This is a genomic window from Desulfovibrio sp. ZJ746 (assembly GCF_011039155.1).
Lineage (GTDB): Bacteria > Desulfobacterota > Desulfovibrionia > Desulfovibrionales > Desulfovibrionaceae > Desulfovibrio.
Window position 1 is genome coordinate 149,418 of the sequence record NZ_JAAKEK010000002.1, and the last position, 15,896, is coordinate 165,313.

The following is a 15,896-nucleotide window of genomic DNA, read 5'->3' on the forward strand; positions in this document are numbered from 1 at the left end:
AAACCAACGCCCGGAGGTATCCATGAGCGAATCCGTCCTTTGCGCCGTGCCGTCCGAAGCCCCGGGGGGCCTCGACGCCGCGCCCAGCGCCCATTTCGGCCATTGCGCCGCCTATACCATCGCCAAGGTGGAAAACGGCCGGATAAGCGATGTGAAAATCATGCCCAACAACGGCCATGAGCACGGGAGCTGCATCGAGCCCGTCAACGACCTCGCCAAGGCCGGCGTCACGGCGCTTTTGGCCGGCGGCATGGGCATGCGCCCGCTCAACGCCATGCACGCCGCCGGCATCAAGGTCTACCATGCAACGGGCTTCGCCACCGTGGCCGACGCCCTCAAGGCCTTTGCCGCAGGGAGCCTCAAGGCCTTCGGCGAGGAGCAGCTCTGCAAGGGCTGCGGCGGCCATCACCACTAGGCCGCGAATCTCCCGCCTGCCCCCACATGCCAAAAGCCCCGGATGGTCACGCCATCCGGGGCTTTTTGACTGTCAGCCATATCTTCAGCGCTGCCCGTCGGGCGGTGGGGGTGCCTTGCGCGCCGCTGCCGCCGCCTGCTCCCGCGCGGCCCTTTCCTGCGCGGCCCGCTGTTCGGCCGCCTCGGCCACCTGCGCGGGCACGATGGTCTTGCCGATGGGGCAGAGCGCCAGCGCCGCGAGCTTCACATGCTGCCACGCGAAGGGGATGCCGATGATGGTCAAGGCGCAGGCAGCGGCCCAGGCGAGGTGCGCGAGGGCGATCCACACCCCGGCGAGCACGAACCAGATGACATTGCCCACCATACCCCAAAAGCCGGTGCCCACGTCCGGCTGGCCGGTGAGCACCTCGCGCGAGACGGGCATCTTGCCGAAGGGGCAGAAGGCGAACTTGCCGATGACGAAGCAGGCGCGCCCCCACGGGATGCCGATGATGGAAATGAAGCAGAGCACCCCCACGAGCCACCACGCGAGGCCCATCACGAGCCCGCCCAGGAGGAACCAGAGGATATTGCCGAGAAAATTCAAGACGTGCATGAGCCCATCCTGCACGCTGCCGGCGCTTGCGCCGCTTCAGGGGCGCGCGTCGGCGTCGCCCTCAAATTCCATCACCACCTGCTCGCCCTCGCCCCCTTCGGGGCCGCGGCTGCGCCGGGCGATCTCGCCGATCTGCCACGCGGGCAGATACGCCCGGATGCGGCTCACCGCCTCCTCGGCCTGGGCCTGCGGCAGGATGAGCACGAAGCCGATGCCGCAGTTGAAGATCTGGAGCATCTCGGGCCAGCCGAGGCTCCCGGCCTCCTTGAGCCAAGTGAAGACCGGGGGCATCGGCCAGCTCCCGAAGCGGATGCGCGCCTCCACTTGCCCGGGCAGGATGCGCGGGATATTGTCGTAAAAGCCGCCGCCCGTGATATGCGCCATGCCCTTGATGTTCATGTCGCGCAGAAGCGGCCTGACGGCCTCCACATAGATGGTCGTCGGCGCGAGGAAAACCTCGGCCACGGTCTTGCCGTCCGCCCCGGGCAGGGGGTCGTCCGGCCCAAGGCCCGATTCGGCGAGGATCTTGCGCGCGAGCGAATAGCCGTTGGAATGCGGCCCGGACGAGGCCACCCCCACCACCGCGTCGCCCACCTGGGTGCCGGAGCCGTCCACGAGCTTCGCGTTGTCCACGAGGCCCACGCAGAAGCCGGCGAGGTCGTATTCGCCGGGGGCGTACATGCCCGGCATCTCGGCGGTCTCGCCGCCCAGAAGGGCGCAGCCGGCCTGGCGGCAGCCCTCGGCCACTCCGCCCACCACGGCCGCGGCCGTGTCCACGTCGAGCTTGCCGGTGGCGAAATAGTCGAGGAAGAACAACGGCGCCGCGCCCTGCACGAGGATGTCGTTGGCGCTCATGGCCACGAGGTCGATGCCCACGGTGTCGTGCCTGTTCCAGGCGAAGGCGAGCTTGAGCTTGGTGCCCACGCCGTCCGTGGAGGCCACGAGCACGGGCTCGGCCATGCCCGCGAGGTCGGGGCGGAAGAGGCCCCCGAAGCCGCCGATTTCCGCGAGCACGCCCCGCGTCTGCGTGGAGGCCACCAGCCCCCTGATGCGGCGCACCAGGGCATTGCCCGCCTCGATGTCAACTCCGGCGGCAGTATAGGCACGCGCGCGGTCACTGGACATGGTTTCCTCCTTGCTCCTTCATGAGTAGCAGAATTTGCCCCGAAGCCCAAGCGACTTTTTTCACCGGGCGGGCGCGGGCCTTTTTCATGGACCGCCGCAAACGCCCCTGCTATACTCACAGCATGAAGACTCCCTTAAGCGCCCCCAAGGGCGCACGCCGCGCGGGCCGGGCCCTGCTCGCGCTCCTTTTCGTGATGGCGCCCTGCATGGGCGTGGCGCCCGGCGCCTCAGGCGCCGAAAGTTCCCGTGAGGTGCCCCAGGCCTCCACGCAGCAGGGTGCGCCGGCCGGGGCGCAGCCAACGGCGCCCGCTCCTGCACAGGCTGCGCCGGCCGCGCAGAACGGCCAGGACGGGGCCATCGTCATCAGCAACGACGCGCCGGGCTATAACGGCTATGCCGGCACCTGGCGCGACCCGGAAACCGGCGACATCGTCACCTCGGTCATCGCGCCGCGCCGCCCGCGGGAGCAGGCGCAGCAGCCGCCCATCTATGTGGCGCCCCAGATAGACCCGGACTGGCCGGCCAACGGCTACGGCAATTCCGGCTGGCCCAACGGCTGGAATGGCGGCTGGAACGGCGGTGCCCAACCCGGCTGGACTCCCGGGGCGCCGCCCGGGGGCGCTCCCGGCTGGGGCCAGTCGTGGCGACCCGGGCAAGGCCCCCTGCCTCCCGGCATGGGCCGGCCCCCCTCGGCCATGGTGCCGCCGGCCGGGCCCCCCTCTCTGCCGCCCCAGGCCGGCCAGCCCGGCGGCCGTCCGCCGCAGCAGCCCGACAGGCCCGGCCCCGGCGGCCTGCCCCTGCCCGGGATGCAGCCGGGCATGCAACCTGGCGCACAGCCCCCGCAAGGGAACGGCCAGCCCGGCGCCGTGCGTCCTCCGGCCAACGGGCAACAGGGCAACTGGCAGGGGCCGCCCCCCAACTGGCGGCCACAGAACTGGCGCCCCCAGAACTGGCAGCCGGGGAACTGGCAACCCTCCAACTGGCAGCCCCATTGGCAAGGGCCAGCGGGCCAGTCCACGGCCTGGCGCCCGTGGGGGCCGGCCGGCGCCGGGAGCGGCGTCAAGGCCTGGACGCCCGGGCAGCCGCCGCACGGTGACTGGCAGCCCCTGAGCTGGAGTCCCGGCCCAGCCGGGGCCGCGGGCGCATGGAACCCGTGGCAGCCGTATATGATGGGTGGCATGATGGGTGCCCCGATGGGTGCCATGATGGGCGGCATGCGCTGGCCGGGGCGCTTTGCGGGCATGCCGCAGCTTCCGCCCAATATCTCGCGCCATCTCGGGCCCGTGGTGCCGCTCGGCCAGCGCGGAGGGCCACGCTAGATGCGCGCCATGCTCTGGACACCGGATGCCGCCGCGGACGCGAGCGTCAACTGCTCCCTCTGCGCGCATGCCTGCCACATCAGGGAGGGCGCCCACGGCCGCTGCGGCGTGCGCGTCAACCGGCGCGGTGAGCTCATCACCCTTGTGGGCGACGTGGTCACCTCCGTGGCGCTGGACCCGATGGAAAAAAAGCCGCTCTACCACTTCCTCCCGGGCAGCAAGACCTTTTCCGTGGGCAGCGCGGGCTGCAACTTCCACTGCCGCTTCTGCCAGAACCACCAGATCGCCCATGTGCGCCCGGCCAGCACCATCTCCGGGCGCCGCGCCACGCCCGACACCCTGGCGCGCCTCGCCGCGCAGCAGGCGCCGAGCATGGCCTTCACCTACAACGAGCCCACGGTCTTTTTCGAGCAGATCTACGAGACCGCGGGCCTCGCCCAGGCGCGCGGGCTCAAGGTCATCCTTGTGAGCAACGGCTTCATGGGGGCCGACCTGCTCCAGTCGCTCAACCGGCGCGTCAACGCGGCCAATATCGACCTCAAGGCCTTTTCGGATGACTTTTACCACAAATTCTGCGGCGGCCGCCTCCAGCCCGTGCTCGACAATCTCAAGGCCATAAAGAAGCTCGGCTGGTGGCTCGAGGTCACGACCCTCGTCATCCCCGGCTGCAACGACAGCCCGGACGAACTGCGCGCCATGGCCCGCTTCATCCGCGACGAGCTCGGGCCGGACACGCCGTGGCACCTCTCGGGCTTCCACGGGGCGGCCATGATGACGGCGCATCCCGCGACCCCGGCCTTCCAGCTCGAAGACCTCTGGCACATGGGCCGCGAGGAGGGCCTGAACTACGTCTATATCGGCAATGTGCAAAGCCTGCTCGGCGCCTCCACCGTCTGCCCGTCCTGCGGGAGCGTGGTCATCGAGCGGCGCGGCTATCGCACACGGGCGGGCAAGAATCCCGGCGTCTGCCCCTCCTGCAAGACCGTCCTCCCCGGGGTGTGGCGGTGATCCTCGTCTATACCGGCGAGGGCAAGGGCAAGACCAGCGCCTGCGCGGGGCAGGCCCTGCGTGCCCTCGGGCAGGGCATGGCCGTGGCCTTCGGCCAGTTCATGAAGCGCGATTGCGGCGCCGGCGAGCAGGTCATGCTCCGGCGCCTGCTCGGGACGAGGTTCCGGCCCGGGGGCTTGGGCTTCCTGCGCCATGAGGAGGAGCGCCCGGCCCACCGCGCCGCCGCGGCGCAGCTTCTGGTCTGGGCCCGGGAACAGGCGGCCGAGGTGGACATGCTCGTCCTCGACGAAGCGCTCTACGCGCTCGGGGCCGGCATCCTCACGCGGGGGGAGCTGGCGCCGCTGCTTGCGGGCGCGCGCGGGGAAGGGCGGCACCTCGTGCTCTCCGGGCGCGGCCTGCCGGAATGGCTGGCCGAGGAAGCCGACCTCGTGACCGAGATGCGGGAACGCAAACACCCGTGGCGCAAGGGCATTGCCGCCGCGCGGGGCATCGAGTTCTAGCCGTGCGCCGCCGCCCCGCCCTTTCCGCCTGCCGCGCCCGGCGCACACGCGCCCTCCCGGCCCGCGACACCGCCGACACGGCGCTCACGGTCTATGTGGCCGGCTCCTTCAAGCACAAGCACGGCGTGCGCCTTTTGGGCCGCGAGCTCATGGCGCTCGGCTGCCGCATCCTCGACTGGACGGAAAAGGCCGCGCCGCCCCCGGGCCTCCCCCCGCAGGAACGGCGCGCGTGGATGGATACGGACAGGGCCGGCGGCTCGGTGTTCGCCTTTTGCCGCGACGCCTGCCTCTCCGCCGACCTCGTCATCTATTACGGCGCCTCCGGGCAGGACGCCGGCGTGGAGGTGGGCCTCGCGGCCGCTGCCGGGGTTCCTGTGCTCGGCATCCGCGGCCCGCTGGAGGCGCCGGGCCTCATGCTCCACGGCGCCGGCACGGCCTGGGTGGACAGCGTGGAGGAGGCCCTGGAGCTCACCGCGCGCCTCGTGCAATTGCTGGGCGAACCCGCGGCCGCGCTCCCCCGGCGCCGCGGCCCCCTGCGCCGCCTCGCCGAGGCCCTTCTGGCGCGCCGGGGCCGCACTGTGGACATCATCACCGCCCGGGATTAAAATCCGTTTGGCGCGGGGTGGCCCGCGCCCTCATGCACCATCAAATCCCCGAGGGTCAAGAATATGCCCGAATGTCTGAAATCCGAGGAATTCCGGCGCAGGGTCATGCTGGCCGTGCTGATCGGCGTCATCATCGGCATCATCGGCGCCATCGTCAAGTTCGGCTGGGAAGTGCCCTTCCCGCCGCGCACGCCGCTGCGCGACGCCACCAACCCGCCGCAGGAACTGTTGCAGCAGCTCGGCTTCTCGTACCAGTTCACCCACATGACCTATATGTTCAGCGACACCCCGAGGCCGATCGTAAGCTTTGTGGTGCATTTCGCGTTTTCCATCGGCATCGGCATCATCTACGCGGTGATCGCCGAGTACAAGCCCATCGTCAAGCTCTGGCAGGGCGTGGCCTTCGGCATCCTCGTGTGGTTCGTCTTCCATGTGGTGCTCATGCCGCTCATGGGCACAGTGCCCGCGCCGTGGGACCAGCCCTTTGACGAGCATTTCTCGGAATTTTTCGGACACGGCTTCTGGATGTGGGTGATGGAGCTCTGCCGCCGTGACCTGCGCAACCGCATGACCCACGAGATCGAGCCGCCGGTGCCGCGCATCTTCTAGGGCGCCTTTCCCGCTCCCACCACTTCGAGCCTTAAAGAAACGCAAGCCCGGGAAGTTGTTGCGCACAGCTTCCCGGGCTTCATTCCTTAATAATCAGTGTCCGCCCTAGGTGGCCGGAAGCTCGCGTTCCTCAACGGGGGCCCCCTCGCCGGAAGCGCCCTGGCCGCCGGACTTTTGCATCGCCGGCACTGTTTGCGGCAGCATGAGGTAGCTTGTCACCGAGGTCACGCCCTTGACGCGACGCGCCACCCGGATGGCGAGCTGCTTTTCCGCGTCGTCCTGCACCACGCCCAGAAGCACCACGCGGCCAGCATTGACCTCGGTGTCGATGCGTGTGGAGGAGAGGCCCTTGGTGCCGATGAGGTCGGCGCGCAGGCTCGTGGCAAGGGCCACGTTGCCGGTGTCGCTCTTGGCGGGGGTGAACCAGTGCGGCGTGACCGAGCGCGGCTTGTAGCTCCTGGCGATGCTCACGGCCTTGGCCTGCATGTTCTTGGGCACCTCGCCCACCAAAAAGACATTGCCATAAAAGCAGTAGACCGACACGGCCCAGCCGCCGCTGAAATCGGCCTTCATGAGCGCGGTCTTGATGCTCGTGGCCATGGCCTTGTCGTCGGTGATGGTGTCCATGAGGCGCTTGTCGTCATAGAGGCCGTAGCCCCCGTAGGCGCAGCCCTGCGCGAGGGCGCAGGCGAGGAGCAGGGCCGCCAAAAGGGCGGCGCGCACGGACGGGACAAAAGCAGCTTGGGGCATGGCGATCCTCCAACATCATCCTCTTTTCATGGGCTGAATGTCCCCTGATTCTTGCTGAACTGATGCACCGGCCATTCCCCTGCCGATGCCATCCTCCCCTACTCCGCCTCGCGGCGGATGCGGGCGCCCACGGCGCCGAGCTTGTCCTCGATGCGCTCGTAGCCGCGGTCGAGATGATAGATGCGGCGCACCTCCGTGACGCCCTGCGCCGCCAGCCCGGCCAGCACCAGCGACGCGCTGGCCCGGAGATCCGAGGCCATGACCGGCGCGCCGGCAAGGCTTGCGCCGCCGCGCACCATGGCCGTATGCCCCGAGACCCGGATGCTCGCGCCCATGCGCATGAGCTCCTGCACGTGCATGAAGCGGTTCTCGAAAATGCTTTCCTCCACCACGCCCGCGCCCTGGGCCACGCACATGAGGGCCATGATCTGCGCCTGCATGTCGGTGGGAAAGCCGGGATAGGGCTGCGTCTTCACGTCCACGCAGGTGAGGCGCCCGGCGCTTCTGGCGCGCACGCCGCCGGGCTCGGGCTCCACCTCCATGCCCATGTCGCGCAGCTTGAGGATGACGGCCTCAAGCTCCGCATAGGGGCAGCCGCGCACATGGAGGTCGCCCCCGGTGATGCCCGCGGCCACGAGAAAGGTGCCGGCCTCGATGCGGTCGGGCATGACGGCGTAGTCCGCGCCGTAGAGCGCGGGCACGCCCTGGATACGGATGACGCCCGTGCCGTGGCCCTCGATCTGCGCGCCGCAGGCGATGAGGAATTCGGCGAGGTCCACCACTTCGGGCTCGCGCGCCGCGTTTTCGAGGATGGTCTCGCCCTCGGCGAGGCTCGCGGCCATGAGCAGGTTTTCCGTGCCGCCCACGGTGGGCATGTCGAAGGTGATGCGCGCGCCGGCAAGGCCCTCGCACTCGCCCACGATGTAGCCCTCCTCCAGCTCGAAGGTCGCGCCCATGAGCTCCAGCGCCTTGAGGTGCTGGTCCACGGGCCGGGCCCCGATGGCGCAGCCGCCCGGGAGGGCCACGCGCGCCCTGCCGATGCGCGCGAGGAGCGGCCCAAGGCAGAGCACCGAGGCGCGCATGGTGCGCACGAGGTCATAGGGGGCTTCGGGCATAAGCTCGCCGGGGGTGACAAAAACCTCGTCGTCCTCGCGCCGGCAGGCGCAGCCGAGGCGCCCGAGAAGGTCGAGGGTGGTGTCGATGTCGCGCAGGCGCGGCACATTGCGGAACGTGGCCGTGCCGTCCACGAGGATGGACGCGAAGAGGATGGGCAGGGCCGCGTTCTTGGAGCCGCTGACGCTGATGGCGCCGGCGAGCGGAACGCCGCCCTCGATGACGAGCTTGTCCATAGGCCTCCCGCCTGGTGCGCGGGCTGGCGCGCCCGCAGGGATGGATGGCGCACTCTAGGCCAGTTTCTAAAAAAAATCCAGAGTCGGCGGCGGCGTGGGGCGGCTTCTTATGGCGGGGGGAATGGGAAGCGCGGCTGGCGCAAGGCCGCGCCCGTGCCCGGCCGGGGAAAAAGAGCTTGCCAAAAGCCGGGCCCCTGTGTATGAAAGATGCCTTGCGGCGGAAGTAGCTCAGTTGGTAGAGCACCTGGTTGTGGCCCAGGTGGCCGTGGGTTCAAGTCCCATCTTTCGCCCCAGAAATTTCGCGCCTGCAAAGCCCGCCGGAACCTTCGGCGGGCTTTCGGCGTTTTTGGCGTCCGGGGCGCCCGCGCCCCCTGCCGGGGCAGACCCGCCGCGGCTGGACATCGGCCCCGGATTCTACTAAGAACATGCCGCCGGCGCGGGCGTTGCCGCGCGGCATCCACCGCATCGGAGCGTGGCGCAGTCTGGTAGCGCACCTGCTTTGGGAGCAGGGGGTCGAAGGTTCAAATCCTTTCGCTCCGACCACGAATCCCTCCCCCGGCCTGGCCGGGGTTTTTCGTTTCCCGGCCTTCACCCCTTCCCGCCCCTCCCGCCTTCCCCCACCGGCGCGCCGTCAAAAATCCGCTCCCGGGAACCTCCCTCCCCCGGGCGCCCCGCCGAAAAATCGCCTCTATCCCATCGAAAACGCATGGCTTTTCAAGGATGGAACAGTGCTTGCTAATGAAGGGCACACAGCAAAGTCATGCCGGCAGCAGCCGGGCCATGCGGGAGGCGTCATGAAATCCATGTTCAACAGCCAGATCGGCCTTGTGGGCCGCGTGATGGACATGCAGCTCCAGCGGCAGAATGTCATCATGAGCAATCTTGCCAACATCGAGACGCCCAACTACAAGCCGCGCGAGATCGCGTTCGAGAAGGAGCTGCAGAGCGCCCTCGGGCTGGATATGCGCGGCCGCATGAGCATCACGAGCCAGGGCCACATGCCCGCGGCCTTCAACCCGGACAATTTCGGGCCCGAATGGTCCAAGCAATTCAAGCCGCGCCAGATCCACGGCGAGGACCGCGTGCACCTGGACAAGGAAATGGCCAAGCACGCCAAGAACCAGCTCCAGTACACGGCGCTCACCCAGGTCATGGCCAAGAATTTTGAGGCCCTGTCCACGGTCATCCAGGACGGCAAGCAGGTCTAGCCGGCGCTTCGGCCGCCATTTTCGGGCTGGAATTTTTGGGAGAGAGTTATGGATTTTCTTACCGCCATGGACATCAGCGCCTCGGGCCTCACCGCGGACCGCACGCGCATCAATACCATCGCCATGAACCTGGCCAACGCCAAGACCACGCGCACCCCGCACGGCGGCCCCTACCGCCGGCGCACCGTGGTGCAGGTGGCCACCGACGTGGACGACCCTTTCTCCGTGCACATGCGCTCCGCGCTGGACCGCGAGCTCAAGGGCGTGCGCATCCTCGGCGTGACGCAGGACAAGCGCCCCCTCAAGCAGGTGTATGAGCCGGGCCACCCGGACGCCAACGCCGAGGGCTATGTGTCCTACCCGGACATCAACGTGGTCGAGGAAATGGCCAACCTCATGACCGCGCAGCGCAACTACGAGGCCAACGTCACCACTGTCGAGGCCATCAAGGGCATGTTCAACAAAGCCCTCGAGATCGGCAAGGCGTAACGGATTTTTGACAGAGCACAGGACACACGGAGCAGAAAATGAGCATTCAGGCAGCGGGCATGCGGGCATATACGGAAGCGCTCCAGCACTTCAACAAGGTGGACAGCTCCCTCAAGCAGGGGCAGGCTGTCGGCAAGCAGACGCTCTTCTCGCGTACCCTCGACCAGTCCCTTTTGCGCGACCGCGTGGACAAGCCCGAGAACTTCGGCGCCCAGGCGGACTTCATCCGCTATCCCGAGCAGGAGCACATCCCGGTGGCACAAAAGAACAGCTTCACCAACACGGTGACGAGCTCGCTCAACCGCGTCAACGAACTCCAGAACGCCAAGGACCAGGCCATCGACGATTTCGCCTCCGGCCGCAGCCAGAACGTGCACGAGCTCATGATCTCCATGCAGAAGTCGAGCATGGCCATGAAGCTCACGAGCGCGGTGCGCGGCAAGGTGCTCGAGGCCTACAAGGAAATTTCGCGCATGCAGTTCTAGCCCCCTCTCCGGGCTGCATGCTCCCTCAAAAAGCCAGTCTCCGCGTGTGTCCCGCGGCGACTGGCTTTTTGCGTCATTTTTTTGAATACGAGGGGAAAAATCCCTTCTAAGCGTAAAATATCCTTGATGAAAACACGCTGGCACGGCCTTTGCTAATCCCCTCGCATCATACGATTGCGCCACAGGGGCGCAAGGAATGAGGGGAATCGCCATGCCGACGTTCATCACCAATCTCGTTGACAATCTCAAGGGCCTCTGGGCCCGGCTGAACATGATCCAGCGCGTCGCCGTCGCCGGCGGCGCCGTGGCCCTGGTGGCCTGCGCCATCGGGCTCTCGCTCTGGGCGGGGCGGGTGGAGTACAAGGTGCTCTACTCGAATCTTGGCCCCGAGGACGCGAGCTCCGTGGTCAAGGCGCTCCAGGCCGACAAGACGCCCTACCAGCTCGCGGACAACGGCACCACCATCCTCGTGCCGCAGGACGTGGTCTATGACCAGCGCATCAGGATCGCCGGCGAAGGCGGCCTGGTGGGCCAGGGCATCGGCTTTGAGATCTTCGACAAGGTCAAGGTCGGCCAGACGGATTTCGTGCAGAAAATCAACTACACCCGCGCGCTCCAGGGCGAGCTCTCGCGCACCATCAGCGAGTTCCCCAGCGTGGAGAGCGCGCGCGTGCACCTCGTCATCCCCAAGCGCAGCCTCTTCGTGGAGGAGCGCCAGGACCCGTCCGCCTCGGTGGTGCTCAAGCTCAACAAGCCCAGCGTCAAGCCGGACCAGAAGGAGATCCAGGCCATCCTCAACATGGTGGTCATGGCGGTGGAAGGCCTTGACAAGAACCATGTCTCCATCACCGACAACGGCGGCAAGGTGCTCTACGAGCCCGAGGAAGACACCCTCGCCGGCATCAGCTCCACCCAGATGGAGCACCGCCTCTCCGTGCAGCGCAACCTTGAGCGCCGCATCGAGGAGCTGCTGCAGCCCATCTTCGGCCCCGGCCGCGTCATCGCCAAGGTCAACGCGGACATGGACTTCAGCCAGAAGACCATCCGCCGCGAGATCTACGACCCCGAAAAAACCGTGGTCCGCAGCGAGCAGCGCAGCGAAGAGAGCCAGCAGGGCCAGGCCAACCTCGAGGCCGGCGCGCCGGACGCCAACTTCCGCGGCGACGGCATCACGGGCTCCGTCTCCAACCAGAACGGCACCCGCGAGACGCGCACCACCAACTACGAGATCAACAAGGAAGAGCACCAGATCATCGCCAATGTGGGAGATTTGCGCCGCCTGACGGTTGCGGTTATCATTGATGGGTCGTATGAAAAGAGCGAGGGCGCGTGGAACTTCGTGCCCCGCAAGCCTGAGGAACTGGACCGCGTGCGCCAGCTCGTGTCCAACGCGGTGGGCCTGAACACCGGCCGTGGCGACTCCCTCGAAGTGAGCTCGGCCCCGTTCAACGATTCCGAGCCGCCCCACGAGCCCAACTTCGCCGAGGTGCTGGCCGACTACGCCGAGCGCCTGGGCAAGCCCCTGCTCAACGCGCTGCTTGCCTTCCTCTTCCTCATGCTGGTGGTCCGGCCCGTGGTGCTGGCCCTCATCCGGCCCAAGGTCGAGGCGGGCGAGATGGTCGAAGGCCTCGAGGGCCTGCCCTCCGCCGAGGAGCAGCTGGCGCTCTACGAAGCCCTCGAGGAAGCGGCCAAGGCCGACGAGGAAGAGCCGGAAGCCATTGAAGAGGAAGATGACGAGCTCGTCTTCAAGGATATCGAAGCCCTCAAGGCGCACATCTTCACCCTCTCCGACAATCACATGGAGCAGGTGGTGAGCCTGGTGCGCGGCTGGATGCAGAACGATGAAGCAAGAGCCTAAAGCCAGGGCATTGTCGGCCGGCAAGGGCGGGGGCACCCCCGCCCTTGCCGACATCCGCGCCATACGGCTCGCACAGAAGGCAACGAACCAGCGGGTGGAGGAGCTGAAGCTCCGCCTGTTCCGCATGACAGAGCAGCACATGGACCAGGCGGTGAGCCTGATCCGCCGTTGGCTCAAGGACGGGGAGCGCTAAGCGCTCCCTTTCGCCACAGAGAAAGCGGCATCGGGAAAGGAGTCACGAACATCATGGAACTGACCGGCCAGCAGCGCATCGCGGTCCTCCTGCTCGCCATGGGCGACAAGTTCACGGCCGATGTCTTCAAGCGCATGGAGCGCCAGGAGATCGCCGACGTTTCCAAGGCCATCGTGGAGCTCGGGCCCGTGCCGCGCGAGACCGTGGAGGAAGTGCTGCGCAACTTCCACGAATCCCTGGTGGACGGCGTGGACATGATCTCGGGCGGCAGCGACACGGCCAAGCGCCTCCTCGTCCGCAACCTCGACCCCGAAACCGCCAAGTACGTCATGGACACGCTGGCGCTGGACACGGGGCCCGCCCCCTTCCGCGACCTCGAGCAGGTGAGCCCGCGCCTGCTCTCGCAGATCCTGCGCAACGAGCACCCGCAGACGCTGGCGCTCATCATGGGCCACCTCCACCCGGACCAGGCCGCCAATCTTTTGACCAGCCTGCCCGCGGGCGTGCGCGCCGAGGTGCTCACGCGCCTCGCCAAGCTCGAGTCCGTGCCGGAAGAAATGCTCATGGAGGTGGACAAGGTGCTCACGAGCCAGCTCATCGCCATGGGCGGCAAGGAGGGCAAGAAGGTGGGCGGCGTGCAGTCCGTGGCCGAGATCCTCAACGCCGTGGACCGCGCCACCGAGGAGGAGGTGCTCTCGGAGATCGAGGAAGAATCCGCCCAGATGGCCGAGGACATCCGCAACCTCATGTTCGTCTTCGAGGACTGCAAGAACATCGACGACAAGGGCGTGCGCGAGCTGCTCAAGGAAGTCTCCAACGAGGTGCTGACCCTGGCCCTGCGCGGCGCCAGCGAGGATCTGCGCGAAAAGTTCTTCAAGAACATGTCCGAGCGCGCGGGCAACATGATCCGCGAGGAGCTGGAATTCATGGGCCCCACCAAGATCTCGGACGTGGAGGCCGCCCAGCAGAGCATCGTCAAGGTGGTGCGCCGGCTGGAGGCGGAAAACAAGGTGGTGGTCAGCCGGGGCGGCGGCGATGTGTTCGTCTAGGCCCCGGGAGCGTGCGGGCGCTTCCCCTCTGCGCCCGCAACAACAAGCCTTTTGCCCCTGCCGGGCGCGTTTCGCGCCTGCGGCAAAAAGGCTTTTTTGCGTGACGGGCAAAGCGACAAGGCTGAGTTATAGGGCATAGATACTCTTCCAAGCTCCGTCTGGAGCGAAGCGGAAGACGGGTGCTGGTGCCGGAAGAATCCTAAAAAATAAGATTTTTTGGCGCTGGCGCGCTAGCCGTTGGCGAGTCCGCGAGCCTTACGGATAGCGACAGTGACAGCGTTGGCTGTCTGGCGCGCTAACTAACTGCTGTCTTCATCCGTAGCTTCCTTCGTCGCAACGGCTGAAGCAAGGAAGATAAAAATTTCCGAAGGGAGTGTACTTAAGTACTCGACCGAGGAAATTTTTCTCTGACGCAGCCAGCGCCAAAGCGGTAGCCGTTAGCAGGCTCTGCCTGCTTACGGATAGCGACAGCGGCATCGTTGATTGACTTTTGTGGTAACTTGCTGCTGTCTTCATCCGTAGCTTCCTGCGTCGCAACGGCTGAAGCAAGGCTGTTTTTGACGGATAATTTCGGCAGTATACGCGCAAGCACAGGCGCGCGGCCAACTCAACGGCAAGGCAGGGCGCAACTCCGCCCTCGCGGCATAAACTTCGGCACGGGTAGCGGGCATGGCCTCCGAGCAATTGCGGAAAAAATGGGGCACTATCTTCATGGGCGAGCGCGAGGCCACGGTGGACCAGCTCGACGCCATGCAGGAGCCCATGCGCCGCGAAAAGCTCAAGCAGGAGCAGGAAGCCGACTACATGGAGCGCGTGCGCGCCCGCGCCGCCGAACGCGCCAAGGAGATTCTGGGCGCGGCCTACGCCGAGCGCCTGAAGGTGCTGGAGGAAGCCAAAGCCGAAACCGACACCCTGAAGCGCGAGACCGCCGCCAAGTGCGCGGCCGTGAAGGCCGAGGCCGAGGCCCTGCGCAAGGAGGCCCAGGCCGAGCTCGCCCGGGCCCAGGCAGAGCGCGAAGCCGCGGTGCGTGTGCGCGAGGCCGCCCACGGCGAGGGCTACCAGGCCGGCATGGACCAGGCCGGGCAGGAATTGCGCGAATTCCGCGCCGAGCTCGGGCAGTCCCTGGGCGCGCTCTTGCGGGCCATCGCCGGCCAGCGGGCCGACCTTGCGGCCGCGTGGCGCGAGGAGCTTGTGGAGCTCACGCAGGAGGCCGTGGCCGCGGGCACGGGCCATGTGCTCAGCGAGGACCACGCCAAGCTGCTCCGCGCGCTGGTGCTCAAGGCCGTGGCCCTGCTGGAGGACCGCGCCACCATCGTGGTGCGCGTCAACCCGGCGGACGAGGCCGCGGTGGGCGACATGTTCGCCGCCGCGCGCGAGCGCGCCCCGGAGCTCGTCCAGTGGATCGTCAATGGCGACGAGCGCATGGAGCCCGGGGGGCTGGTGGCCGAGAGCGGCAGCGGCAGCGTGGACTGCCGGCGCGAACATTTCCGGGAAATGGTGGATTCCATCCTCTCGCACCTGGCGCTCCCCGAGCGCGAAGGCGAGGCCGAGGCGGACGAGGCCATCGACACCCTCGTGGAGCACGAGACCGCGCGCATGGCCGAGCTGGCCCCGCCGCCGGAGCCGGCCCTCGAGCCTGCCCCTGCACCCGCAACCGATGCGGCGCCCGTGGAGGACATGCCGGAACAGGCGGAAGACCCTGCGGCCGGGCAAGCTCCCGGGGCGCAGCCCGCACCGCCCCAGGCGCCCCCGCAGCAGGCCGCGCCGCAGGCGCCCCCCGTGCCACCGCAAGGAGCCCCGCAGGCGCCCCCGCAACAGGCCGCGCCCACCACACCCCCGCCCGCCCCTGAGCCGGAACTGCCGCCGGATTTGGCGCCCGACCTTCTGGAAGACGGGGAGATCGACCTCTCCAGCCTGCCCCCCGACGACATCGACATGGGCGCGCCGGAGGCCGAAGCGGCGGCGCCGCCCCCGCCACCACAGGCCGCGCCCCAGGCAGCCCCGGAGGCGCCCGAAATGGGGGCGCCCGGCCCCGAACTTCCGCCGGAAGGCGAAGACGACGGGCTCGCGTGGCTGCCCCCCCTTGGGGACCCGGGCGCGGACGGCCCCGGGGCACCTGCCGCTGCCGCCGAAAAGCTCGACCCCAGCCTCGCGGAGCTGGAGGAAGAGCTCTTCCCGCTGGACGCGCCCGAAGCCGCGGCAGGCGGCGGCGTCGCGGCACCCGACCTGCCCCCGGAAGACCTGCTGCCCCCGGACTTGGCCCCGGGCCTGCAACAGGACGAGCGGGACGAAGTGCTGGCCCACGGGGGCTTCCTGCCCGGCAATTGATTGAGGCCGGCC

General features: G+C 67.8%; 17 protein-coding genes and 2 tRNA genes. 15 read left to right on the plus strand and 4 right to left on the minus strand.

The annotated features are described in order from the left end of the window. The first annotated feature begins 22 nt into the window (after window positions 1–22). Window positions 23–415: a NifB/NifX family molybdenum-iron cluster-binding protein gene (locus tag G7Y54_RS04995; protein WP_165078193.1), complete on the plus strand. Its 393-nt coding sequence runs from the start codon at window positions 23–25 to the stop codon at window positions 413–415. 84 nt (window positions 416–499) lie between these two features. Here the strand turns inward: G7Y54_RS04995 and G7Y54_RS05000 are convergent, their stop codons facing one another. Then, a complete protein-coding gene (locus G7Y54_RS05000; RefSeq protein WP_206214903.1) occupies window positions 500–1,009 on the minus strand; it encodes a YccF domain-containing protein in 510 nt (169 codons plus the stop codon). A 36-nt stretch (window positions 1,010–1,045) separates the two neighbouring features. Further along, window positions 1,046–2,134 (minus strand): phosphoribosylformylglycinamidine cyclo-ligase, encoded by a 1,089-nt coding sequence (gene purM / locus G7Y54_RS05005; protein WP_165078194.1) that lies wholly within the window; start codon window positions 2,132–2,134, stop codon window positions 1,046–1,048. 122 nt (window positions 2,135–2,256) lie between these two features. Between purM and G7Y54_RS05010 the strand changes: the two genes are divergently transcribed. The 5 genes from G7Y54_RS05010 (at window position 2,257) to G7Y54_RS05030 (ending at window position 6,175) form a co-directional block, all read left to right on the plus strand. After that, entirely contained in the window at window positions 2,257–3,453 is a 1,197-nt protein-coding gene (locus G7Y54_RS05010; protein WP_165078195.1) for a hypothetical protein, read from the plus strand. Beyond that, entirely contained in the window at window positions 3,454–4,461 is a 1,008-nt protein-coding gene (amrS, locus tag G7Y54_RS05015; RefSeq protein WP_165078196.1) for an AmmeMemoRadiSam system radical SAM enzyme, read from the plus strand. It abuts the gene before it with no gap. Continuing rightward, window positions 4,458–4,961, plus strand: a complete 504-nt coding sequence (locus G7Y54_RS05020) for a cob(I)yrinic acid a,c-diamide adenosyltransferase (RefSeq protein ID WP_165078197.1) — start codon at window positions 4,458–4,460, stop codon at window positions 4,959–4,961. Before amrS ends, G7Y54_RS05020 begins: the two co-directional genes overlap by 4 nt. 2 nt (window positions 4,962–4,963) lie before the next feature. Continuing rightward, window positions 4,964–5,566 (plus strand): translation initiation factor 2, encoded by a 603-nt coding sequence (locus tag G7Y54_RS12590; RefSeq protein WP_241159380.1) that lies wholly within the window; start codon window positions 4,964–4,966, stop codon window positions 5,564–5,566. A gap of 63 nt (window positions 5,567–5,629) precedes the next feature. Further along, entirely contained in the window at window positions 5,630–6,175 is a 546-nt protein-coding gene (locus G7Y54_RS05030; protein WP_165078198.1) for a DUF1440 domain-containing protein, read from the plus strand. 105 nt (window positions 6,176–6,280) lie between these two features. Here the strand turns inward: G7Y54_RS05030 and G7Y54_RS05035 are convergent, their stop codons facing one another. Next, window positions 6,281–6,925, minus strand: a complete 645-nt coding sequence (locus tag G7Y54_RS05035; RefSeq protein ID WP_165078199.1) for a BON domain-containing protein — start codon at window positions 6,923–6,925, stop codon at window positions 6,281–6,283. 98 nt (window positions 6,926–7,023) lie between these two features. Next, entirely contained in the window at window positions 7,024–8,274 is a 1,251-nt protein-coding gene (gene murA / locus G7Y54_RS05040) for a UDP-N-acetylglucosamine 1-carboxyvinyltransferase (protein WP_165078200.1), read from the minus strand. A gap of 217 nt (window positions 8,275–8,491) precedes the next feature. Here murA and G7Y54_RS05045 point away from each other — a divergent pair. The 9 genes from G7Y54_RS05045 (at window position 8,492) to G7Y54_RS05085 (ending at window position 15,884) form a co-directional block, all read left to right on the plus strand. Beyond that, window positions 8,492–8,567, plus strand: a tRNA-His gene (locus tag G7Y54_RS05045). Between the two features lie 173 nt (window positions 8,568–8,740). Then, window positions 8,741–8,817 (plus strand) — tRNA-Pro (locus tag G7Y54_RS05050). 251 nt (window positions 8,818–9,068) lie between these two features. Next, on the plus strand, window positions 9,069–9,482 hold the full coding sequence (gene flgB / locus G7Y54_RS05055; RefSeq protein ID WP_165078201.1) for a flagellar basal body rod protein FlgB: 414 nt from the start codon (window positions 9,069–9,071) through the stop codon (window positions 9,480–9,482). A 48-nt stretch (window positions 9,483–9,530) separates the two neighbouring features. Next, complete coding sequence (gene flgC / locus G7Y54_RS05060; RefSeq protein WP_165078202.1) at window positions 9,531–9,971, plus strand: flagellar basal body rod protein FlgC; 441 nt, start codon at window positions 9,531–9,533, stop codon at window positions 9,969–9,971. 38 nt (window positions 9,972–10,009) lie between these two features. Continuing rightward, window positions 10,010–10,456, plus strand: coding sequence for a flagellar hook-basal body complex protein FliE (gene fliE / locus G7Y54_RS05065; protein ID WP_165078203.1), 447 nt, complete (start codon window positions 10,010–10,012; stop codon window positions 10,454–10,456). A 211-nt stretch (window positions 10,457–10,667) separates the two neighbouring features. Continuing rightward, complete coding sequence (fliF, locus tag G7Y54_RS05070) at window positions 10,668–12,314, plus strand: flagellar basal-body MS-ring/collar protein FliF (protein WP_165078204.1); 1,647 nt, start codon at window positions 10,668–10,670, stop codon at window positions 12,312–12,314. Next, a complete protein-coding gene (locus G7Y54_RS05075; protein ID WP_165078205.1) occupies window positions 12,298–12,507 on the plus strand; it encodes a flagellar M-ring protein FliF in 210 nt (69 codons plus the stop codon). Before fliF ends, G7Y54_RS05075 begins: the two co-directional genes overlap by 17 nt. Before the next feature lie 53 nt (window positions 12,508–12,560). Further along, window positions 12,561–13,556, plus strand: a complete 996-nt coding sequence (gene fliG / locus G7Y54_RS05080; protein WP_165078206.1) for a flagellar motor switch protein FliG — start codon at window positions 12,561–12,563, stop codon at window positions 13,554–13,556. Window positions 13,557–14,225: 669 nt separating this feature from the next. Continuing rightward, entirely contained in the window at window positions 14,226–15,884 is a 1,659-nt protein-coding gene (locus tag G7Y54_RS05085) for a FliH/SctL family protein (protein ID WP_165078207.1), read from the plus strand. Window positions 15,885–15,896: the final 12 nt, after the last annotated feature.